This is a genomic window from Candidatus Chlorohelix sp. (genome assembly GCF_037138995.1).
GTDB lineage: Bacteria > Chloroflexota > Chloroflexia > Chloroheliales > Chloroheliaceae > Chlorohelix.
In genome coordinates this window covers 1-23,322 of the sequence record NZ_JBAXHI010000051.1, presented here as the reverse complement: position 1 = coordinate 23,322, position 23,322 = coordinate 1, and the positions used below count along the sequence as shown (strand labels likewise).

The following is a 23,322-nucleotide window of genomic DNA, read 5'->3' as shown; positions in this document are numbered from 1 at the left end:
AGGCAGTTATCCCAACAGTGTAGTTGTGACAAGCGGTAGTGTTACCAGTTCCGCCGGAGTTACCATTACTGCCCCTGCGCTAACTCTTGGCAGTATAAGCCCGGCTACAGGTGGCACACTTACCGCTACCAATGTCACAATAAGCGGTTCTAATTTCGTAGCAGGGGCTACCGCCATGCTTGGCAACGCTAGTTTGACCAACGTTACCGTGCTAAATGCTTCCCAGATGACGGCAGTAGTACCTGCGGGACTTATCGCCGGTGTCTTTAGCCTTACCGTTACAAATCCTGATAGTCAAGCGGATACTTTGGCAAACGCCTTTACGGTGCAAGTATTAGCGCCAGTTATAGCGAATGTGACACCCGCAAACGCTATAGCTCGCACTATTACGGTTAATGGGGCTAACATTGCATCTACCGCTACTGTACAATTAGGCGCAACAGCTTTGAGCAATGTTACCTATATTTCACCTACTCAACTTACTGCGATAGTGCCTCAGAACTTTGCCCCCGGCGTTTATTCTCTCACTATTAGAAATCCGGATGGGCAAACCGGTGCTTTAGCTAACGCTTTCACTGTTTCGGCAGCGCCAACGCTGAGTCCCTCTCTGGCTACAGTTTGCAATACTGCTACTATGAGTAATGCAAGCTGTCTGACTACAGGTGCTACTACTGCTGCCGGACTACTCCCAACGTTCCAAGATGATTTTACTTCAACCACGCTGAACACTTCTAAATGGTCTTTGGGGCGAACCAATCTTAGCGGAAGTGCCACTATTACAAATAATATTGTGTTGGTTAAGGGCGCTTATATTAGTAGCAACACCAATTATGCCCGTAATATTGTAGAGGGGAGAGTAAGTTTCTCAAACGTGGCGGGCGCGAACCAAAACTTTGGCTGGGCTACCACAGGACTACCTTTAAATACCGGTCCTTGGGCTATGTTTGGAGTGCCTTCCAGCGACCCAACCGCTGTTTATGCCCGTACAAGTATTGGGCGTAGCAGTTTACAAACCAAAATCGCTACTGTCAGCTTCAATACTTTCTACAATTTCAAGATTGTGGTAGGTACTACCAACGTTCAATACTTTGTAAATAACACGCTGGTAGCAACCCATAATCTGACTACTTCTACCTCACTAAACGTGTTCCTCTATAGTTCTTCAACCAATAATAATAATTTGCAGTCGGAGTGGATTCAGGTTAACGCCTTCCCCACCAGCGGTACCTTTACCAGTGCCACGATTGACGCGGGTTCTCAAGTGATAGGATGGGGCGTAATTGGCTGGAATGGTACTGTTCCGACTGGCGCTGCTCTATCGGTGCAAACCCAAACATCGGTAGATGGGACTAACTGGAGTGCATGGTCAACGGCAGTAAGCGTTACAGGCGCAAGCATCACCAACCCGCCCGGACGTTATATCCGCTACAGGCTGTCGTTTACCAGTAGCGCAAATAGAGCATGGACACCATCGGTTACTTCTGTAACAATCGGCTATACATTGCAATAGGAAACAACAAAACAAGTAAAGGGGTGAGCTTTAGAAGCTCGCCCATTTTATGAGGTAAAAATGCCTTTCGCAACGGTTGACCTTTCGATAATTATCGTTAACTGGAACACACGAGACTTATTGCTGCAAACGATAGAATCGGTTTATTCTAACCCACCGGGGGGGTTTAGCTACGAAATAATCGTGGTGGATAACGGTTCGGTAGATGGTAGTATAGAAGCGTTAAAGCAGAGATTCCCCAAAGTTAGGCTGATTGCAAACCGGGGAAATCGCGGGTTTGGAGCTGCTAATAATCAGGGTCTGGGATTAGCTTACGGGCGATATAGTCTCATGCTAAATAGTGATACGATTGTATTACCCGAATGTTTGCAGCAAGTTACAGAATTTATGGAGTTTCACCCGAAAGTAGCGTTAATCGGGGTACGCCTTTTGAATGCGGACGGTTCATTTCAAGGTTCCTATACGGGTTATCTGAATTTGTGGCGCGAGTTCCTGATACTAACCGGGTTAGGGCGTAAATTATATCATCCCTTATTCCCAAATTCCCGTGAGCAGGAGAGTTATCAGATTAAGCCGGTGGCAGCGGTGCAGGGAGCTTTTATGTTATTTAACACCGCCATATTAAAGGAGATTGGCGGGTTTGACGAGCAGTTCTTTATGTACGGTGAAGAAAACGATTTGAGTTTTCGTTTGCGAAAAGCCGGGAAAGAAGTATATTATCTGGGTAATATAAGTATAATTCATTTGGGGTCACAGAGTAGTGACAAACGTTGGCGCAAGCTCAATTGGCAGCTACAAAACAGTAAGCAGCTTCTTTTCAAAAAGCATTATGGAAGCATTTATGCGATGTTATTCAAACTTATGGTCATATTCGCTGCGCTGTCAAAAATGGCAACTTACCGGATAAAAAAAATGTCGAGTCCTAACAGTGTAGCAGGAACACCTGAGAATTGGTTCAGGTGGTCGGAATTTAAGCAATTCTTGAGAGCTTGAACCGCATCTCATATCATTTATCTCACCGAAACCTTCAAGGTTATCGCGTTGCAGGGCTTCTCTCAACTCGCCAGTTATTTGCGTCATTTTACGCAAGGCACTTCTTTTCCCCTCATTAATGGTAATATTGGCATTTTGCTCATGAAGAATCTCATTGGCAGAAAGGGTAATGCCCGTCTTGAGACCTAAATGCTAGGGTGAGAAGCCTGTATAACCAACCCCATGTGTCACTACAGCACTCAGACGACTATCCATATGCACATTCAGGTACAAACTACCGCTGGAAATTTCGGCGAAACTGGCTGAAACAACGGTTAATATACATTATTGAAATACCTTTTGCGGGTTAAACAAGGCGATTCAGAGAATAATATTTGTTACAATATAACCTATCATTGTGGGTTTTGCGTTCAAAATAATTTCGCGATTGCAATATTGTTTTAGAAGTCCTTTGAGACTATTTCATTTCGCATTTACAAGAGAAATGGCATTGGCATGTATGATAAATTTCTTCAGAAAAATCCCCCGGTTCGAAACGCTGTTTAACCTGATAAAGCAATTGGGTTTTTACGCGGTAGTCTCATTAGCCGGGGCGTTGCTGTTTCTGTGGTTCTTTGTCGAGTTAACCGAAAACCTATTACAAAATGAATTTACCAATCTGGACTCCAGCTTTGGAAATTGGGTACATAGTTTTGCAAATCCGCTACTAGATACGGTTTTTACGCTGTTCACTTCATTAGGAAATGCGCTTGGTATTGTGATTCTGACCCTCGTCACAGTCGGAATATTTGTCTGGCGCAAATATTATTTTTATGGCTGGTTATTGCTATTGGTAGTAGGGGGTGGCGTGGTGATTAATCAAGCGATGAAGTTTCTATTTCGCCGCTCGCGCCCACAAATGTGGACTAGTGTAATAGAGCGTCCCGATTCCTTCAGCTTTCCGAGTGGACATGCTACGGTTGCATTTTGCTATTTTGGCTTGCTCTTGTGGCTTGGTCTGAAATTCTTCAAGCGTAACACTTTAAGGTTGGGATGGACATTGTTGATGTTGCTCCTTATTTTCATGATAGGGTTGAGCCGAATATATCTGGGTGTCCACTATCTAACCGATGTAATAGGAGGCTATCTTTCAGGTGGATTCTGGTTATTGGCGTTACTAGGAAGTACCGCTATTTACAGGCAATTACGTAGGAACGACAAATAACTCCTCTTGGTTTGAGTGGCAAGTATAGCAAAGTGTACCTATTCGAAGCATACCCAAGATAAAGTACAAACACCTGAGTATAGGCTTAACGATACGCCACTACCCCGAAAGCGGCTTCGCGCATGACTACACGCTTGAATCCGGCGCTTTGCAAGCGGCGAATTACCCCCTTGAAAGTGCGTGTGCCGTAATTGCTCTTGGGGTCGCCGATATAATGAAAGAGGATACCGCCACGTTTTAGCACCCGGTATAACTGGCGGTAAAATTCTTCGGAGTAAAGCTGCCCAGCAAGGCTGAAAGTGGGCGGGTCATGCACAACGCGGTGGAAAGATTCAGTTTCAAAACTCGGCACAATTTCGGAACTGTCGCCTCGCATTCGAGTGATGCGCGGGTTATCGAACAGGGCTTGCGACCATGGATTAAGCCACTCAATTTCCTGTACCGCCGGGTCAAACTCGATGGTGGTTACGCGCTCTGCTCTTTTAGCGGCTTCTATCGCGGTATAGCCAAGCCCTGTACAGGTATCTAGCACATTGCCAGTAACCGGCTCAATTGCCTTGATTTTGCTCAGCGTATCTTGGTAGGGGTCGGTATCTTTGATGCGGTGCATGAGAATGCCGGAAATCAGAAGGGTAGGCGCGGCGCGGGTAGGTAACAAGCTACAGTAACGGTTGGTTTCGTCCGAATAAGCCTCTATCTTGCTCAAGCTGCCGTCCTGTGACAGCACATAGCAACTGTTTTCCGCCTCGCTTATCTTTTCAGCATCCGCCCACGACAACGTTTCCCCACCGGGAAATAGCACACCTTTAGCGGTAAGTTGAACCCCGACCTTTGAAAGCGAAAGGTTAGGGGAAATTTCGGTTTCGGTTGCGCCATCCCGCTGGAGCTTGAGCAACGGCGCAACCTGTACATGGGAGAGAACTACCCGTTCCATCGCGCCTTATCTTACCCGCTGCAAAACAGCAGCACTACGGGGAGGTAGCCGGAAACCGCTTTCTGACCCTACACCCGGTGAAAAATCATAGACCTCACCCGGTTTATCAAACAAATCGCGGTAGTGGTAGCCCCCCTCCAGATATTCCTTCGAGTCAGCGGGAGTAAAGAGCGGCAACTCTGATAATACCATTTCGGTCAAATTCATTACCACAATGAAATGCTCATCAGCCATACGCCGCCCGAAAATATACATGTTGTCTTGCCCGTAAAGCGTATCGAATTTGCCGCGTCGGAAAGCAGGATGCTGCTTGCGGAGAGCGATAGCGCGTTTGAAGTAATCGCGGAGGTCATTATCCCAATTCTTTTCATCCCACGGAAAGGAGCGGCGGCAATCAGGGTCGCGGGCGCCTTCCATCCCAATCTCATCTCCGTAGTAAATGCTAGGCGCGCCGGGATAGGTCATCTGGAACAGGGTAGCCAATTTCAACGCGCTCTTGTCGCCCCCGGCGATAGTCAGGAAGCGTGGGGTATCATGGCTATCGAGCAGGTTCATCAAGACCTGATTGATTTCAGGCTGGTACAATTCTTGCAATTCCTTGATAAAGATGCCAAATTGAAGCGCGTCAATCATGCGGATACTGCCATGACCATCCAGCCCGGTATCGCGAATAGTCTCAGGGTTAAATTTGGAAGAGCGCATGAAAAAGCCCATCGTAGCGCGGGTAAAAAGATAGTTCATCACCGCATCAAACTGATCGCCCTGCAACCAACGCCGGGCATTTTCCCAGATTTCGCCACAGATATAGGCTTCGGGGTTTGCGCCCTTGACCTGCCGCCGGAACTCGCGCCAGAACTCATCATCGTCAATTTCGTTGGGGACATCCAACCGCCAGCCGTCCGCGCCGAACTCCAACCAGAAACGCCCAACCGACATAATATAGTCACGTACCGCCGGGGTTTTGACATTAAACTTGGGTAACGCCGCAATGCCCCACCAAGCATCGAAATTGACATCGCCCGAATAAGCATTCACCGGAAAGCCCCGAAAATTAAACCAATCGAGATAAGGCGAATTTGCGCCATTTTCTAGGGTATGGTTGAACTGGTAAAATCCCCGACTGGCATGGTTGAAAACGCCGTCCAGAATTACATGCATACCGCGTTTGTGGGCTTCGTCTAGCAACTCCCGAAAGGCGGGATTGCCGCCCAGAATTGGGTCAACCTGAAAATAATCATGCGTATGGTAGCGGTGGTTAGCAGTGGACTGAAAGATTGGATTAAGATAGAGGGCGTTAATCCCTAAATCTTCAAGGTAATCCAGCTTTTCGGCAATCCCTAGCAGGTCTCCACCTTTATAACCGTGAGTAGTGGGTGGGCTATTCCAGCTTTCCACAAAATGCGGTTTTGACACCCGGTTGCTACTGGCAAACCTGTCCGGGAAAATCTGGTAAAAAATCGCATCCTTTACCCATTCAGGGGTATGGACACTGTCTGCGACGCTCAACTGCAAATCCTTTCTATTCGTCTGCCACCATTAGACCTAATAAATGGTAGCCGCTATCTACATGGATAACCTCGCCGGTTATCCCTCGCGCCATTTCGCTGGCAAGAAATACAGCAGTATCTCCCACCTCCGCCTGTTCAGTATTACGTTTCAGGGGAGTTATATCTTTCACATAGTTTAGCACTTTGCCAAAATCACGCACACCTGAAGCTGCCAGCGTTTTAATCGGTCCTGCGCTGATGGCGTTCACCCGAATGTTTAGAGTACCCAAATCTTGAGCGCAATAGCGCACCGAAGCTTCTAACGCCGCTTTAGCAACACCCATTACATTATAATTCTTCACTACTCGCTCTGCGCCCAAATACGTAAGACTGATAATGCTACCGCCGCCTGCCGCTTCCAGCAAGGGACGCGCCCGTTTGGCAGTGGCAATAAGCGAAAAGCTGCTGATGTCCTGCGCCAGCGCATAACCGGCGCGGCTGGTATTGGTAAAACTACCCATCAAGTCTTCGCGATTGGCAAAAGCAAGGCAGTGTACCAGCGTATCCAGCTTTCCGCCAAAGTGTGCGCCCACCTTTTCAAAAACCTCATCCAATTCGGCATCGCTCTGCACATCGCAAGGTCCAATAACAGTTGCGGGAGTTTGCAAGCTTGCCGCCAGTTGTTCCACATTTTCTCTCAACCGTTCAGTCTGATAAGTCAGAATGATTTCGGCATTAGCCTTTGCAAATGATTGTGCAATACCCCAAGCAATGCTACGTTTATTGGCAACTCCCATAATCAGAGCTTTTTTGCCTTCAAGCAATGGGTACAAAGCATTATCTCCTTCTAACAAAAATCCCTGTTTTCGCAATGTGTTCTATCGTATCATATTTAGGCGAGTCTGTACAAATAGACATTTAAATTCATTAATACTCTGAAACCGTGCTATTATCTACACGTTTAATAAGTGATTATATATGGCTGTTTTGCTTGTTTTATACGGGAGGCAATTCTAAAAATGCCGGGGGAATTTAGAACTACACTTGGGGCGGGCAGAAGCCGTCGCTGCTTCCTCAAGTTGGCGGGTGGTACAGCGCTGGCAGGGGCGGCAGTGGCAACGCTCCCCCTTGCCTTGGCACGCGCCAAAGCTACGGCTGCGGACTTCATAGAGCAAGATAAATTTCCCGCTTCTGGGGAATATATTTCTGCGGTTTTCAATGCTGGTCAAACTTTCAGCGCGGTAGGAATTTACTGGGAAGCGCTTTCCGGCAATTCGGCTTCGCTTGCTTTTCAAGTGCGAGTCAGTAGCGATGGCGCTAAATTCAGCGATTGGTTCAATATCACGCAGGAAAGCGATGACCGCGCCGGACCGGTAGGGCAATACCCTGCAAACCGAGTATTTGGCAACCCCATTCTAGCAAGCGGGCAATACGTCCAGTATCGCGTGACCATACCGAATGGAGTCTCGCTTAGTGTGGTCGGGCTTTCCTTTCTGGATAGCAGCCCCTCTCCCGTAAAAGCAATTGCGCCACCCGTCACGCCTGATACGCCAAACCAACCCACCATAATTTCACGCGCTTCATGGGGGGCGAACGAAAACCTACGCTTCCATAACGGAACCGAAATATGGCCCCGCGAGTATGTTCCCGTGAAGGCGATAATCATACATCACAGCGAAACCTCTAACACTTACAATGCTGACCCCAGCGTGGATGTGCGTAGCATCTACTATTATCATGCTATTACAAAAGGCTGGGGGGACATCGGTTACAACTATCTGATTGATTGGAAAGGCAATATTTACGAGGGACGCTATGGCGGCGATAACGTAGTCGCAGGACATGCCCTACAGTACAATCCGGGTAGCATTGGCATTTGCCTGATTGGTAGCTTTACCAGCACGCGCCCCACCGATGCACAATTGGCATCACTGACCGCACTGCTAATCTGGAAAGCCGATGCCAAGAAAATTGACGCATTAGCGCGTATTTTCTTCGTGGATAAAACCATCAATACCATTTGCGCTCATCGTGACGTGATGAATACCTCCTGCCCCGGTCAGGTTGCCTATGATTTGTTGCCAAAGATTCGCGCCGATGTAGCCGCTAAAGTGATAATAACACCGGCAAAAAACGCCAACTACGGGGCAGAATTGGTGTCCCTTAGATTTTCCCCAACTACTTTGCCGGGTGGGCAAAGCCTGCGGATTGATGCTACCATCAAAAATACCGGCGATACAGTGCTGGAAACACAAGGTCCCGACCCCGGTTATACCTACGAAGAAGCTCAAGATTATGCCGGGCAGGGTTTCCCTAAAATTAGCAGCAAGTTTCGGTTGACGGTAGATTTCAGCGACCCCGACAACAAGCCGAACCCTTATCGTTGGGGCTTAGGTAAAAGCCTACAACCCGGCGAATCTACCTCAATCTACGGTTACATCAAGCTCAATTCAAACAAAGCAACCGAATATTTCGGTGGTATCGTGCAAGAGTATGTAAAATACCATGCCGAGAATATCGGGCGGCAACCTGTTTCGGTTATTCCTTCCGGGTATCCTACCCAACGTGCCGCTAGTCGCACCGCCGATTCTAATATTCGCTATTTCAACGAAACCGGACACAATCTGGGCTATGCTTTCCGCACTTTTTGGGAACGTAACGGGGCATTGCCAATCTTTGGCTACCCACTTACCGAGGAATTTAAAGAGGTGTCTCCAACCGACAATAAAGTTTATACCGTGCAGTATTTTGAGCGCAATCGCTTTGAATATCACCCGGAAAACAAGGGTACGCCCTTCGAGGTGCTATTGGGCTTGCTAGGCGTGCAACTGACGGTGGAGCGCAAATTCCCTAAAGGTGACCCGTTTAAAAGCTCTACAGATCGCTGGTATTTCCCCGAAACCGGCTATAGCTTGGGCGGGTCGTTTTTGCGCTATTGGGTCAATAATGGGGGGTTAGGCATATTTGGCTATCCTATCAGCGATGAGTTTGCGGAGAAAAACCCGGATGACGGCAAAACCTACACGGTGCAATACTTCCAGCGCAATCGCTTTGAGTACCACCCTGAGTTTACCAATACTAAATCCGAGGTATTATTGGGCTTGCTAGGCAAAGACGTATTGCGGAGGCGTAGTTGGCTACAACCCGGTTTGTAGGTCACACAAGCGGGAAGAAACAGGCGATTACCCAAGCAAAAATCAAAGTTTGCAATACCGCGTTGGTCACAAAATCGCGCATAAGCCAAAAGAGCCACAGCGAGACCAACCCGAATACTGCAAACAGCAAAAACAGTACCGGCAAAATAATTATAAGAAAACCCAATTGGGCGGGGCTGAGCAAAACTGCCCCGCCCAATACCGCAAACAGCCCGATTTTGCTCCCAAGCCCCCAAAAATAGCCCCGCCACGTTTGCATGCGCCGGAAGATATACTCATCTGCCAGAAAGTAGGGCAGCAAGCACACTAACAGCCCAATAAAAGGAATTATTCTGGCAGGGCTGAATTGAAGGCTTTCCCAACTATTCGCCGAAAACCAACCGAGCGTGAAATATACCAGCGCAAAGAGAACAGCCGGAAGAAGCCCCCACACCGTCAACTTGGTTAGTATCACCCCACCCCAATAGCGAGAATAATCCTCGAAGCGTGGACCGAAACGCTGGCGGGATTGCTGTTGATACCAGCGCAGCCAGCTTAATACCAACAACCCGGCTACAAGGAAAAAGCCTGCCAGATAACTACCTAATTGCAAGCCCAATAATTGCGGTGGTGGTTTAACCGGAGTCCATAGCAGCGCGGCAATAACTTCAGCTAGCAGCAATATTCCTGCCATGAGTAAGCTTTGTGATGCGGTAGGCGGCAAAGGGATACGACTCAGGACGACCCGCAGTTTGAAAACATCTGCCAGTAACGAAGATACCGGATAAAGTAAACATACCGCGAAAATAATACCAACGATAGTCCAGCGTAATCGTAAGCCCGCGCCGTTTTGGTCATCCAAAATAGTAGCCCGTACCGCTTTTCCATCACCCTTGTATAGCGTGCGATCCAACCAACTATTCACTTCAGACATAGCATCGGCGGTATAAAGAATCGTAATATGGTTAGTGCCTGACAACACTCGCACGCGCTTTGCCGAACCATCTTGCGGGTCGCCCTGTTCTGCCCCCTCAATTTTTCGCGCTTCAGGCGGGTAATCGCTAGTAGAGAGCATTCCGACGCTAAGCGCATATACCTTTTTGGCTTCGTCCAGCGATTGGCTAATATCACCATCGCCTACCAATACCAGCAGGTTTTTATAACCTAGTTCGGGGTAATCGGGCATACGCGCAGGTGAAAGCAAGATGGTAGCGGCAAAAGTATTTTCACGAGCGGAGAGCCTCGCCACAACCCCCGTTCCCATCGAATGCCCCAGCAATGCCACCAGCGCATCGGGATAAGTGCGGCGGGTGTATTGGTAGAGCGAGCTCAACGCCTCCACTAATTGGTCATTCTGTTGGTCACTGGATAAATCTCCGGAAAAGCGTGACGGAGAAAACCCATGACCGGGAAAATCCAGCAGCAACACCCTTAAATTCAGGCGCAACGCGCTTTCCACCCCAATTGCCTGCATGGTCTCTTTATTAGCAGAATAGCCATGCGCCACTAATAATATCGGGCTATTCGCCGTTACGTTGGAAGGAGAAATTTCCAGTACGCTAATCGGAGGCACGCCCGTTTCCTGCAAAATAAAGGTTTTTCTTAGTAGAGTTGTTTCGTACTGTTGTATTTGCCAGAATGCCAACGCAAGACCCAAACTGAACAACAATAGTAATGCCAGCGCATACAAAATCCGTTGCCCGCGTCTGCGTATGATACCGCTGCTCGAAACTGTTTCCGCCAGACCAGCCATAGTAAGTCATCCTGTTTTGAATTAACATGGTGGCGATAATAATTATTTGCAGTATAGCACAGTTACTATCTTCAAAGGTAACAGTTCAGGATAAAACACCAGGGCTTTTGCAAGAAAGAAATTGTCCCCTATAAAATCCTTTTTATAGGGGGTTTGCCAAAGAAATAGCTTCGGATTGGTAGGGGCGCATTCCGATGCCATTCGTTCCAAGTAATTCAAAAATGTGCTTTTTTATGAGCCAATTCTACTTATTAATGAACGCTAACTAAAATTTTATACATCAAAACTGGAATATTTTGACCTGTCACGATTTGTAAAAGGTTTGGCAATTGGTTCTTGGGTAGCAAATCTCCCAAATTTGGGCTACTTAGGGCTTTTAAAGAGATTATTTCAAACTTTCCAGTATCCAGCATTCATTAATAAGTACATATTCTGGTTAATTCTCGAATTACTTGGAACAGATGCGCTCGCCCCATTCGGGGTGCAGGTGAGTCGCCCTTCGTGTGTTGCCCTGTTTCAAACAGTTTTGAGCCAATCGGCAATACGCGCTTGAATGGCGTTGCGAACTTCGCGATAGGTTGCCAGTTGCTCTTCTTCGCTTCCGGTAGCGCGGGAGGGGTCTGGGAAACTCCAATGCAAGCGGTGGCGAGCATTTGGGAAAACGGGGCAACTTTCGTTTGCCGCATCACAGACCGTAATCACATAATCAATCGGTTGGTTCAGGTATTCGGTCAACACTTTGGAGCGATGCCCCGAAATATCAATTCCCAACTCTCCCATTGACTTAATCGCCAACGGACGCACAAAAGTAACCTCAGTTCCCGCGCTCAAAGCCTCAAACCTATCACCGCCCATCGCCCGCAACAGCCCTTCCGCTATCTGAGAACGCGCCGAATTATGGGTGCAGAGAAATAAAACTTTTTCCATCCTAGTATTTTGCTCCTGAATTATGTTTATTTAAAACGATGTAGTTGCATTAGCATCCGAATGCGAGTTCCCAATTCTACCGCCAAATCATTAAATACTGCCTGCTTTTCTTCCTCGCTGCCTTCAGCCCTAGACGGGTCGGACAGACTCCAATGGATACGTTCAGGGTCTCCCGGAAAGACCGGACAAGACTCTTTGATACGATCGCAAGTGGTAATAATATAATCAAATTCTTGGTCTAAAAACTGGTTCAAATGTTTAGGATAGTGATTACTTATATCAATTCCCATGTTTGCTAAGGTTTTTATAGCTAAGGGATGTACTTCAGAAGCTAACTCGTTTCCTGCGCTGCACACCTCATATCTAGCCTTGCCCAAGTGGCGAAGAATTCCTTCCGCCATTTGGGAACGCGCTTGATTATGAGTACATAGAAACAGGACTCTAATTTTATCTTCATTGCTCATATTTATCCCGCCCTTATCCTAAAGTTGTTTAGCTACTACTGGACTAATTGCACCCCCAAAGTACCGCCGCCGGAAAAATAACGCCACACTTACCAAGCTGATAAGCGCGGGTACTTCTACCAGCGGTCCGATTACTGCCGCAAACGCCGCCCCAGAGTTGATGCCAAAGACCGCCACTGCTACCGCTATTGCCAATTCAAAGTTGTTGCTGGCAGCGGTGAATGAGAGGGTAGCGGTTTTGGAGTAATCCGCCCCGATGCGCTTTCCCATCCAAAAACTGACCAAGAACATCACCACAAAGTAAATCAACAAAGGTAGGGCGATACGCAACACATCCAACGGAATTTGTACTATCAAATTGCCCTTCAAGCTGAACATTACCAGAATGGTAAAAAGCAACGCCACCAGCGTCATAGGGCTAATTTTAGGGATGAATTTCTTCTCGTACCACTCTCGCCCCTTAGCCTTTAGCAGCACAAAGCGGGTAAGCATTCCCGCCAAGAACGGGATACCCAAATAGATAAAAACGCTTTGGGCTATATCCCAAATCCCTACCTGTACCACGCTGCCCTTTAGCCCGAAAATTGGGGGAAGCACCGTGATAAAAACCCACGCATAAACGCTATAGAACAATACCTGAAAAATGCTGTTAAAAGCTACCAACCCGGCAGCATACTCGCTATCGCCCTTCGCCAGTTCGTTCCATACTATAACCATTGCTATACAACGCGCCAGACCAATCATAATTAGCCCGGTCATATATTCGGGCTTATCCGCCAGCAAAAGAATTGCCAGAAAAAACATCAGAACGGGACCAATTATCCAGTTCTGCACCAGCGAAAGCAGCAGAATTTTCCAATTGCGGAACACATCGCCCAATTCTTCGTATTTCACCTTCGCCAGAGGGGGATACATCATTAGAATCAGCCCGATAGCAATCGGGATATTGGTTGTGCCAGCCTGAAAGGTATTAATAAAGTTTTCCACGCCGGGGATGAAATAGCCAATTCCAACTCCCACCGCCATTGCGAGAAATATCCAGAGGGTTAGGAAACGGTCAAGGAAGGAAAGGCGGTTGGTTTTTACAGTTTCCAAGCAAAGATTCCTTTCGATTGGTAATAATACATTGATAAACGTCAATACGTACGATTAAAAAAACTAGCCGATGGTGTTATAAACGCGCTCTAATATTGCCTGTACTTCGCGGTACTTTTCCTTTATCAGCGAATAATGTACCCACTTGCCGCGCTTAACTCCCACTACCAAGCCTGCCTCCCTCAAAATTTTGAGATGGTGCGAAATGGTAGGCTGCCCTAGCTTGAAACTGTCGGTGATGTCGCAAACACACACTTCTTCTGGATTCTGCGCCAGCAAATTAAGAATACCCAACCGGGTGGCATCTGCCAACGCCGCAAACAGTTGCGCGGCTGCCTCAATCTGACCGGACTCCACATTGGAACGATTGGCGGGGGTGCAGCATCCTTCAGTTTGAATTGTGGCAATAAGTTTCTTAATCATTTTACAATCCCATGAGATAAACGCCACCAACGAGGGCGCATCATTGAGGCAAGGGGTTAAAACCCCTTGTCTGAACCCATTCCAAGAGAATTAACCCGTAGGGGCGACGCTGGAGTCGCCCTTCGCCTGTTGCTACATCCCCAATGAGATAAACGCCACCCAAAGCCGGGCGCATTCCGATGCGCCCCTACGAAATACAACCAATCCCACAGAACCCAGAACCCTTTTCCTATAAAGGCTTGGAGGCGCGTACAAAGGTGCTGGCAAAGCGATTTACTAAATCATTGCTCAACTCATCGCCCAAAGATGCTACCCATTCGGGGAGAGGCGTACCCAAGTCGGCGAGGCTGTAACGGCGGGTGACTTCCAGATTCGCATCGTCAAAGCCGGCTACCGTCAGATATTGCAGGTACTCTGCATCGGTGAGCGCGCCAGCGATGCAACCCGCCCATGAGGAAAGGTCGCGCCGGAAAGCGGTATCATCCACCAACCATTCGGGCAAGCCCTTGTGAATAACGATGTCGGAAATGGCAAAGCGTCCGCCCGGTTTAAGCACGCGGAAGGCTTCGCGTAGCACTGGCTGTTTATCCGCCGCCAAATTGACCACGCAATTGGAAATTATAACGTCCACTGTATTATCGGGCAAGGGGATAGCGGCAATATCGCCCTTGAGGAACTTAACGTTTTGCGCGCCCGCTTCGGCGGCGTTTTGATGCGCCAATTCGAGCATGGCATCGGTCATATCCAGCCCATAAACAAAGCCTGTTTCGCCAACCCGCCGCGCCGATAGCAACACGTCAATGCCGCCGCCGCTGCCCAAATCTAGCACAGTTTCACCCGCTTTTAGTTCCGCCAACGCCGTAGGATTGCCGCAACCCAACGAAGCAAGTTGCGATTTGAGCGGCAAGCCTTCAAGCTGGTCAATTTCATAGAGTCGGTCTGAGATAGTATTGCCACTTCCGTTATCGCTGCAACACGAACTATCGCAGCAGCTACTCGATTTTGTATCCAGAACGGTAAGCGCGATAGAGCTATAGCGGGAGCGTACCGCTTCGGTAATGGAGTTATTGTCCTGAATAGTCATAGAAAGGTCTCCTCATGTTTTGAATTTTAGAAAAGCGATTTTAATATCATATTGATGTTATTCGATATAAGGATTATAACCATCATATTGATAATTGTCAATACGTAAATATCAAGGGCGCATCTTATCGCAACACGGAGGTTGCTCCTACAGAATCCTGCCACCACCCCATGAGAATTGCGCCACCGAACGAGGGCGCATTATCGAGGGCAAGCGCAACCTCCCACAGAATCCGAACCAATGCCGCAAAATAGCGAAAATATCCTACTTGGACTATCTAGCATTTGCTGGTACAATAAAACAAGTGAATTAGCATAGTCATAATAATCGTTGGGAATATAAAAAGCTGAAACTTAATATAAAAAGCAAATACTTCATATATATGTTGTTGGCGGCTTTGTTGCTATTGGTTGGCGCCGGGCTTGTAGTCGCCGGTTCTGCCGCTTTAGCCAACCTGAACCAAACGCAAGCAGGGCAAACCAGCCTTACCGGTACGCTGAATATACAATGGGGCGACCCAGACCCCAGTTCCGGCAATACTACCTTACGCACCAATTACACCCTCACCGATGATAGCGGCGCAACAACCCCTCTGGCAATTAGCGATTCGGTGTTGCAAGCTTCCGGCGGTAGCAGGGCGCTGAACAAGCAGCGCATATCCGTTACGGGGGCGCTAGGCATCGCACCATCCGGCGGGGGTACGGCAGTTGCGTTTAATGTTACTTCCATCGTGGTAGTAAATCCGCAAGGGGCGTTGTCTGTGCCGGACGCGCTGGTAAGCGGCTCAAAAGCCTATGTCAATATCGCTTGTAATTTCCCTGACAGTGCCACCGCTAACGCTACCACTTCTTACCTGAACGGAATGGTAAGCGATACCTATCCAGGATTAAGCCACTTTTGGCGTGAATTATCCTATGATAATGTGAATTTGCTCGGTAGCGCGAGTTATACAGGCGCTAGTGGCTTAGGCTTCACGCTGCCTCACCCGCGTTCATATTATTTAGGCTTCGCTACTGGTAAAATGCTAGACTATCTGGCAATCGACTGTACCGAAGTAGCAGACTCAACGGTAAATTTCGCAAGTTTCTTTGGCATCAACCTGACATTTAATGAACAATTAGATGGCTATGCTTGGGGCGGTACTACATATCTTGCGCGGGATGGAGTTAGCGGAATTTGGCCCATCACATGGGAACCGCCGTGGGGCTGGAAAAACCAAACTGTGTTGGCGCATGAAACAGGACATTCTTTAGGATTGCCCCATTCTAAAGATGGCGCCCAATCAGGGGTATATACCAACAATTGGGACTTGCTGAGCAATGCTTGGTATCCCTGTAATTCCAAAGGCTTCAGCGACTCGGTTTATGGTTGCTTAGGACAGCACACCATCAGCTACCACATGGATATGCAGGGCTGGATACCCACCGGGCAGAAAAAAACAGTCGCTTCAGGAACTAGCCAGCTTGTTACCCTCGAACGGATGGCGCAACCCACCACAAGCGATTACCTGATGGCGCAAATTCCCATCTCTTCAACTTATTTCTACACCATCGAAGCGCGTAAGGTCAGCGGCTATAGCGGGACATCTTACGATGTGGGCTTGCCAAGCAGCGCGGTGGTAATTCACAGCGTGAGTACAATCCGAAGTGAGGATGCTTGGTTTGTGGCAGCGTTGGTAAGTCCCGGCGATACTTATACCATCCCGGAGACAGGCGACAAAATTAGCCTATATTCTACCACCGCTACTGGCTTCCAAGTTGTCATAAATAATACGCCACCTGCTGCCCCAACCGCCTTGACTGCTACGGGGGTTGCAGGTCCTAGAGTGAACCTGAGTTGGACGGATAATTCTACTAACGAGGATAGCTTTGTCATAGAGCGCAGCCCAAATAATACAACGTGGTCAACTGTTGGCTCGGTAGGCGCGAATGTTACCGCTTACGCCGATTCCGCCGTCACTTCGGACACTACCTATTATTACCGGGTGTATGCCCATAATAGCGCCGGCAATTCCTTTACCAGCAATACGGCGACAGTTTCAACGCCCTTGAACGCGCCTACCGCCTTGACGGCAACCCCGAATGTTTCAGTTCCTAAAGTAGATTTAAGTTGGACAGACCATTCTGCTATCGAGGATAATTTCATCATCCAGCGCAGCAATGATAATACAACGTGGTCAAATATCGGCTCTGTTGGCGCGAATGTTACCGCTTACGCTGATACCGCCATCACGCTGTGCAGCCCCTATTATTACCGGGTGTACGCTCAAAATGCGTACAACACATCTGCCAATGCAACCGCTTCGGTAAGTTTGCTGTTACCCGCCAGCGAAGCGCCCACCAACCTGAGCGGCTATGCCTACTCTACTACACAGGTGCGCCTTTCTTGGACAAATAACGCTTGCAGCCTAACCGGACAGCCCATAACTTTCGAGATTACGCGCAATTCCTCGCCGCTAACTACTACTGCCAATAATGAAGTGGACGATACCAACGCTTCCGCCGGAGTTTCTTATACCTATCAGGTAACGGCAAAACGCAATGGTACTACCACACTCGGAGTAAGCAACAGTTTCCCTTTTACGATGCCAACCCGAGTTTCTAGGGTTGGTAGCGACGTATCGCTCAATAACGCCTTGAATACTGCCGGGGCAAATCAGGTAATAGAGATAACGGGGAGTTTTTCTATTAATAGCACTTTGACCTACCAGCCCAAACAGGGCGTATTGCTAGTGGGCGGTTGCGACGCGAGCGGTCCCACAATCACTATTACATCCAACCAACCGCTCAACCTAAGTTTGTCCGGTGTCACCATCTACGGCATAGCTTTTGTTGGACACGGCGATGCCACGCATCCTGAATTGAAGATGCTTGCGCCGGGCGCAGGAAACGCCCCCAACCGGATGGTCTGCACCACAATACACAATGTCCCCTAAATCTAGCGCAATCTTCTTCCAAACCGCTGCTATTAAGCCGCTTTCTTAGTAAAATCTTACCAAATCATTTATACTGCTTCATATAAAAACAGGGGTTCAGGCAAGGGGCTTAAGCCCCTTGTTACAATTCGTGGGTTCGGGTTCGTAGTTTTCTCTATAAATAAAAAAATTTGCGTATATTAATGAGGGAGAATATAAATGCAAGGTCACATGATTAATATGGGGTCGCCTATGCGGGGAGGCGGCAAACACAATAAAAGCGATAAGTTTGAACTTAAACAGGTCTTTTCTGCTTTCACCAGCCTACCGCGTGTCTTAAAACTGGTATGGGCTACCCACCCCACCTTGACCATCGCAATGGGAATAATCAGCATTGCGCGGGGCTTTATGCCAGCTATTAGCATCTGGATAACCAAATTGCTGATTGATGGCGTGGTAAGTTCCATAAAAACTCAGGATTTCTTCCCGGTTTTTCAATTGGTGCTACTCCAGCTTTTAATCGAGGTCTTTTCCCGCTTGCTCACCACTTTGGGCAACATAGTGCAGCAACTCTTGCAGGAAAGAGTCTCGGTGCGGGTACAGGTATTAATTCTGGAAAAATCCAATACACTAGACTTATCTTTCTTTGAGAACCCCGAATTTTACGACAAGCTACGGCAAGCCTCTGAGCAATCGGTTTTTCGTCCGGTGCAGATGATTTCGCAAACCTTCGACTTGGGGCGAACGCTGATTACTTTCATCAGCATGATTTTCTTGCTATTGCGGTTGGAATGGTGGTTGGCAGCGGTGGCTTTGATTGTGCCAATCCCCGCGTTTATCGCCGACTCGCGCTATGGCTGGATGGGCTACCAACGGATGCGCTGGCAATCGCCCGAACGCCGTCAGATGCAATATTTCAACATGGTTATGACTACCGATACCTACAACAAAGAAATCAAGCTGTTTAATCTGGGCAACTTCTTCATTGACCAGTATCGTAAGTTAGGTAATAAACTTTACGATGAGAATAAGGCGTTGCTGGTGCGCCGCTATATGACCAGCTTTTTGTGGATGTGTCTTTCGATAATTGCCAACGCGGCGATTTATCTTTACGTGGCGTGGCAAGCCGTGATGAGCCGCATAACGTTGGGCGATTTGACGCTCTTTACCCAAACGGCAGTACAAGTCAGCCAGAGTTTCCAATCCATTCTGAGCGGTATTTCCAGCACTTATGAAAATAACCTGTTCGTGGGTACGCTGTTCGAGTTTTTGGAATACAAGCCGAATATTTCTTCTCCAGAAAAGCCTTCTGATTTAGCCGTGACAGATGCCCAAAAGGGGCTAGATGTGGAGTTCCGCAACGTCAGTTTCACCTATCCCGGCAAGCGTGAGGCGGTACTGAAAAACGTCAGCTTCACAATTGCGCCGGGAGAAGCGGTGGCGCTGGTGGGACGCAACGGCGCGGGTAAAACTACGTTGGTTAAGCTACTAACGCGCCTTTACGACCCGGACGAGGGCGAAATCCTGATAGGTGGGCGCAACATCAAGGAATACAATCTGAAAGAACTTCGCGAGCAAGTGGGCGTGATATTCCAAGATTACGCCACTTACTTTATGAGCGCGAGAGAGAATATCGGGGTGGGGCGGTTGGCTGAAATCGAAAACCTCGAACTGGTAACAGCTTCAGCCCGCAAGAGCGGCGCCGATGCGGTTATTGATAAATTGCCCAAAGGCTACGAGTCTATGCTAGGGCGTTGGTTTACCGAAGGTACGCAACTGAGCGGGGGCGAGTGGCAAAAAATCGCGCTTGCTCGCGCCTTCATCCGCGATGCCCGGATTCTGGTATTGGACGAGCCGACCAGTTCACTGGACGCACAGGCAGAGTATGAGGTATTCGCCAGCTTCCGCGAGCTAACTGAAGGCAAGACCGCCATTTTCATCAGCCATCGTTTCAGTACGGTGCGGTTGGCAGACCGTATCTTTGTGCTGGAAAACGGTGAAATCATCGAGAACGGTTCGCATCATGAGTTAATGATATTGGATGGGCGTTACGCCGAGCTATTCAACCTCCAAGCCGAAGCATACCGTTAGTAAAATAGAGGGGAGAGGGTTAGGGTTCAGACAAGGGGCTTAAGCCCCTTGTTACAATTTAGGATTGGGGTTCTGTGGGAGATGCTATTGCCCTCGACACGCCCTCGATGGTTTGTACAAATCTTTATGGGATGTGGCAATACAGGAGAAGAAATAATATGAAAATAAAAAAATTGGGGCGCACCGGCTTAAAAGTAACGGAAATTTGCCTTGGCACAATGACTTTTGCCAATCAAGCGGATGAGCCGACCAGCTTTAAGATTATGGATATTGCCGCCGAAGCGGGGGTTAATTTCTTCGATACCGCCGATATGTACCCGCTCGGCGCAACCCCTGAGATGCGCGGCAATACCGAAGTGGTGGTGGGCAATTGGCTCAAAGAACGCAAAATGCGCGACAAAATCGTTCTTGCCACCAAATGCGCCGGAGAGATGAGCGGAGGCGCAAATGATAAAGGGCTATCCCGCAAGCACATTTTTGAGTCGGTAGATGCCAGTTTGCGCCGCTTGCAAACCGATTATATTGACTTGTATCAGGCACATTTCCCCGACCCGGAAACCCCGATTGATGAAACGCTCTCCGCCTTGAACGATTTGGTTAGAGCGGGGAAGGTGCGCTACATCGGGTGCAGCAATTTCCCGGCATGGCGACTTGCCGCCGCACTTTGGACGAGCGATAAACTGGGTTTAGCCCGTTTCGATTGCGACCAACCGCGCTATAACATTCTGTACCGTGAAATCGAGAATGAGATTTTGCCGTTGTGCCGCGAGCAAGGGGTGGGCGTAATCGTCTATAATCCGTTGGCGGGGGGTTTTCTAACCGGACGCTATAATCCCGGTCAGGCTTTGGAGCAAGGCACGCGCTTTACCCTGAATGTTTCGGGCAAACTGTATCAGGCGCGTTACTGGAATGATTACATGTTTGAAGCGGTGGAAAATCTCAAGAAATTTTTCACCGGACGCGAAAAGTCGCTAACCCATGTGGCGTTGGCGTGGGTATTGGCGCAGCAGGGCATTACCTCCGCGATACTTGGCGCGAGCAAACCGGAGCAATTGACCGATAGCCTCAAGGGGTTGGAAATGACGCTGGATGAAGAAGAAATGAAGATGTGCAATAGCATATGGTATCGCATCCCGCGCAATGAAGACCCCGGCATCGCTTTGAGATAACAATCGGGTGGCTCTGTGGGAGAGGGCTATTGCCTTCGATGGGTGGTGGGTAAATTCGGGGGATTGGGAAGGGCGTATTCAAATACGCGGGTTCGGATTTTGGGCGTTCGTTGGGGAGATGGTTTTAATTCGTAGGGGCGTGGCTCGACACGCCCTCGATGGTTTGTACAAATCTTTGGGGTTGTGGCAATCGGCAATCCAAAATGGGAACAGGGATTTTTAATGGCTGGTACACTTGTAATTGTTGAATCGCCCGCGAAGGCGAAAACCATCGGCAAATATCTGGGGAGCGAATACACAGTACGCGCCACAATGGGGCATGTGCGGGATTTGCCACCGGAGCGACTTGGCGTAAAGGTTGAGGACGAGAGCTTTTTGCCCGAATACGAATCGGTAAAGGGGCGTGGCAAAATTATCGGCGACATTCGCGCTCTGGCAAAAGAGGCAAGCGCGGTATTGCTCGCCACCGACCCTGACCGGGAAGGGGAAGCAATTGCGTGGCACATTGCCGGCGCGGCGGGACTAAATCGGCGCGGTCTTAAAGTGAGTCGAGTTGAATTTCACGAAATCACCGAACGCGCTATCAAGCATGCGGTGGCAAATCCACGCCAATTGGATATGAACCTCGTCAACGCGCAACAGGCGCGGCGTGTTTTAGACCGTTTGGTGGGCTATCGCCTTAGCCCCTTATTATGGAAGAAGGTGCAGCGTGGCTTGAGCGCGGGGCGCGTACAAAGCGTGGCGTTGCGGGTGGTGGTAGATAGGGAACAGGAAATCGAGGCTTTTGAACCGCGCGAATTTTGGACGGTGGAAGCCGATTTAGCCCGTAGCCCGTGGAGCAAGCAAAAAAACGACCTGTTTCGCGCCGTATTATTTACCCGCGATAAACAGCCCCGCAAGTGGGAATTTGAGAAAGGCGAAGAAGCGCAACAAGTCGTAAAAGAGCTAGAGGTGGCGAGTTGGACGGTTGCCGCAATCACCCGCAAAGAAAAACGCCAGCATCCCTCCGCCCCTTTTACCACCAGTGCTTTGCAGCAAGAAGCCTCCCGCAAACTCGGCTTTGCTGCAAAGCACACTATGAAGGTGGCGCAAGAGCTTTACGAGGGCGTTTCGCTTGGCTCGGAAGGCAACTCCGGGCTTATCACCTACATGCGAACCGATAGCGTGAACGTATCGCGGGAAGCGCAAGAAGCAGCGCGAGCGGTGATTATGCAGCAATACAGCCGGGAATATTTGCCGGACAAGCCGCCCTTCTACAAAAGCAAAGCCCTTAACGCGCAGGAAGCGCACGAAGCAATTCGCCCTACCAACCCGGCGCGTCTGCCCGATGGAATCCGGCAATTTCTTAGCGCGGATCAGCATCGCCTGTATCGCTTGATTTGGCAACGCTTTATCGCCAGCCAAATGGCGGAGGCGCGTTTGGAAGTTACTACCTACGACATTGACGCGCTACCCCGTGACCGCCGCGCAAAACCGCCTTACCTGTTCCGGGCAAGCGGTGAAAGAGTGCTGTTTCCCGGCTTTATGGCGATTTATCGCGAGTCGGTGGGCGATAGCGACGATTCGGAAGAAATCAAAGGGTTGCCGCGCTTGCAAGAAAACGACGCGCTCGACCCGGTAAAGCTTTTGCCAGAGCAGCATTTCACCCAACCGCCCCCGCGCTTTGGGGAAGCTACGCTGGTGAAAGCTTTGGAAGAATTGGGGGTTGGGCGACCTAGCACCTACGCTACCATTCTTTCCACCATCCAAGATAGAGGCTATGTGGTGGTGCGAGGCGTGGGGCGCGAGAAAAAATTTGTGCCGACTCCGCTTGGCAGCGCCGTTACTACGCTATTGGTGGCGCGTTTCCCCGATTTGCTGGACGTGAAATTTACGGCAAAGCTAGAGGACGAGTTAGACCAAGTGGCAGAGGGTAAGCGCGAATGGGTTCCGTTGGTGGCGGAAGTGTATCATCCTATGATGCAGCATTTGGCTTTGGCGGAACGAGAAGTGGTTAAAATCGAGGTGGCGCAATCGCCTGATTTCCCCGTTGCAGAGAAGCGCAAATCTACCGGGCGGAGTTCCTATACCCGCAAAAGTAGCAGCAGTTCTACCGCAAAAGCTCCCCGCACCCGGAAAACCGCCGAAAAAGCAGCCGATT

At 49.0% G+C, this 23,322-nt stretch carries 19 protein-coding genes; 9 read left to right on the top strand and 10 right to left on the bottom strand.

Annotated features, from left to right (window positions below):
• The 3 genes from WCK19_RS16465 to WCK19_RS16455 all read left to right on the top strand — a co-directional run.
• The coding region (locus WCK19_RS16465) for an IPT/TIG domain-containing protein (RefSeq protein ID WP_342398492.1) at positions 1 to 1,510 on the top strand (1,510 nt) is incomplete at its 5' end.
• Between the two features lie 60 nt (positions 1,511 to 1,570).
• A complete protein-coding gene (locus WCK19_RS16460; protein ID WP_342398491.1) occupies positions 1,571 to 2,503 on the top strand; it encodes a glycosyltransferase family 2 protein in 933 nt (310 codons plus the stop codon).
• Between the two features lie 499 nt (positions 2,504 to 3,002).
• The gene (locus WCK19_RS16455; protein WP_342398493.1) at positions 3,003 to 3,707 is read left to right on the top strand and encodes a phosphatase PAP2 family protein; all 705 of its coding nucleotides are present in this window, start codon (positions 3,003 to 3,005) and stop codon (positions 3,705 to 3,707) included.
• Between the two features lie 85 nt (positions 3,708 to 3,792).
• Here WCK19_RS16455 and WCK19_RS16450 read toward each other — a convergent pair whose 3' ends face one another.
• The 3 genes from WCK19_RS16450 to WCK19_RS16440 are packed head-to-tail and all read right to left on the bottom strand — an operon-like array spanning position 3,793 to position 6,961.
• On the bottom strand, positions 3,793 to 4,641 hold the full coding sequence (locus tag WCK19_RS16450; protein WP_342398490.1) for a hypothetical protein: 849 nt from the start codon (positions 4,639 to 4,641) through the stop codon (positions 3,793 to 3,795).
• A gap of 6 nt (positions 4,642 to 4,647) precedes the next feature.
• On the bottom strand, positions 4,648 to 6,147 hold the full coding sequence (locus WCK19_RS16445) for a glycoside hydrolase family 13 protein (protein ID WP_342398489.1): 1,500 nt from the start codon (positions 6,145 to 6,147) through the stop codon (positions 4,648 to 4,650).
• A gap of 13 nt (positions 6,148 to 6,160) precedes the next feature.
• Positions 6,161 to 6,961 (bottom strand): enoyl-ACP reductase, encoded by an 801-nt coding sequence (locus WCK19_RS16440; protein ID WP_342398488.1) that lies wholly within the window; start codon positions 6,959 to 6,961, stop codon positions 6,161 to 6,163.
• A 186-nt stretch (positions 6,962 to 7,147) separates the two neighbouring features.
• On the opposite strand from WCK19_RS16440, the gene WCK19_RS16435 reads away from it, so the two are divergent.
• Positions 7,148 to 9,283: a peptidoglycan recognition family protein gene (locus tag WCK19_RS16435; protein ID WP_342398487.1), complete on the top strand. Its 2,136-nt coding sequence runs from the start codon at positions 7,148 to 7,150 to the stop codon at positions 9,281 to 9,283.
• Position 9,284: 1 nt separating this feature from the next.
• On the opposite strand, the gene WCK19_RS16430 is transcribed toward WCK19_RS16435, so the two are convergent.
• The 7 genes from WCK19_RS16430 to arsM all read right to left on the bottom strand — a co-directional run bounded on the left by WCK19_RS16430 (position 9,285) and on the right by arsM (position 15,008).
• A complete protein-coding gene (locus WCK19_RS16430; RefSeq protein WP_342398486.1) occupies positions 9,285 to 11,015 on the bottom strand; it encodes an alpha/beta fold hydrolase in 1,731 nt (576 codons plus the stop codon).
• Between the two features lie 516 nt (positions 11,016 to 11,531).
• A complete protein-coding gene (locus tag WCK19_RS16425; protein ID WP_342398485.1) occupies positions 11,532 to 11,942 on the bottom strand; it encodes an arsenate reductase ArsC in 411 nt (136 codons plus the stop codon).
• 26 nt (positions 11,943 to 11,968) lie between these two features.
• Positions 11,969 to 12,406 (bottom strand): arsenate reductase ArsC, encoded by a 438-nt coding sequence (locus WCK19_RS16420; protein WP_342398484.1) that lies wholly within the window; start codon positions 12,404 to 12,406, stop codon positions 11,969 to 11,971.
• A gap of 18 nt (positions 12,407 to 12,424) precedes the next feature.
• A complete protein-coding gene (gene arsB, locus WCK19_RS16415) occupies positions 12,425 to 13,501 on the bottom strand; it encodes an ACR3 family arsenite efflux transporter (RefSeq protein ID WP_342398483.1) in 1,077 nt (358 codons plus the stop codon).
• A 63-nt stretch (positions 13,502 to 13,564) separates the two neighbouring features.
• Positions 13,565 to 13,924, bottom strand: coding sequence for a metalloregulator ArsR/SmtB family transcription factor (locus WCK19_RS16410; RefSeq protein ID WP_342398482.1), 360 nt, complete (start codon positions 13,922 to 13,924; stop codon positions 13,565 to 13,567).
• A gap of 40 nt (positions 13,925 to 13,964) precedes the next feature.
• On the bottom strand, positions 13,965 to 14,099 hold the full coding sequence (locus WCK19_RS16405) for a hypothetical protein (protein WP_342398481.1): 135 nt from the start codon (positions 14,097 to 14,099) through the stop codon (positions 13,965 to 13,967).
• A gap of 54 nt (positions 14,100 to 14,153) precedes the next feature.
• On the bottom strand, positions 14,154 to 15,008 hold the full coding sequence (gene arsM, locus WCK19_RS16400; protein WP_342398480.1) for an arsenite methyltransferase: 855 nt from the start codon (positions 15,006 to 15,008) through the stop codon (positions 14,154 to 14,156).
• 382 nt (positions 15,009 to 15,390) lie between these two features.
• On the opposite strand from arsM, the gene WCK19_RS16395 reads away from it, so the two are divergent.
• The 5 genes from WCK19_RS16395 to topA all read left to right on the top strand — a co-directional run.
• Positions 15,391 to 17,943: a hypothetical protein gene (locus tag WCK19_RS16395; RefSeq protein ID WP_342398479.1), complete on the top strand. Its 2,553-nt coding sequence runs from the start codon at positions 15,391 to 15,393 to the stop codon at positions 17,941 to 17,943.
• Between the two features lie 198 nt (positions 17,944 to 18,141).
• Positions 18,142 to 20,013 (top strand): ABC transporter ATP-binding protein, encoded by a 1,872-nt coding sequence (locus WCK19_RS16390; RefSeq protein ID WP_342398478.1) that lies wholly within the window; start codon positions 18,142 to 18,144, stop codon positions 20,011 to 20,013.
• Positions 20,014 to 20,171: 158 nt separating this feature from the next.
• Positions 20,172 to 21,182, top strand: a complete 1,011-nt coding sequence (locus WCK19_RS16385; RefSeq protein ID WP_342398477.1) for an aldo/keto reductase — start codon at positions 20,172 to 20,174, stop codon at positions 21,180 to 21,182.
• Between the two features lie 7 nt (positions 21,183 to 21,189).
• A complete protein-coding gene (locus WCK19_RS16380) occupies positions 21,190 to 21,405 on the top strand; it encodes a hypothetical protein (protein WP_342398476.1) in 216 nt (71 codons plus the stop codon).
• A partial coding sequence (gene topA / locus WCK19_RS16375; RefSeq protein ID WP_342398475.1) for a type I DNA topoisomerase occupies positions 21,405 to 23,322 on the top strand: 1,918 nt, incomplete at its 3' end. The genes WCK19_RS16380 and topA, both read left to right, overlap by 1 nt.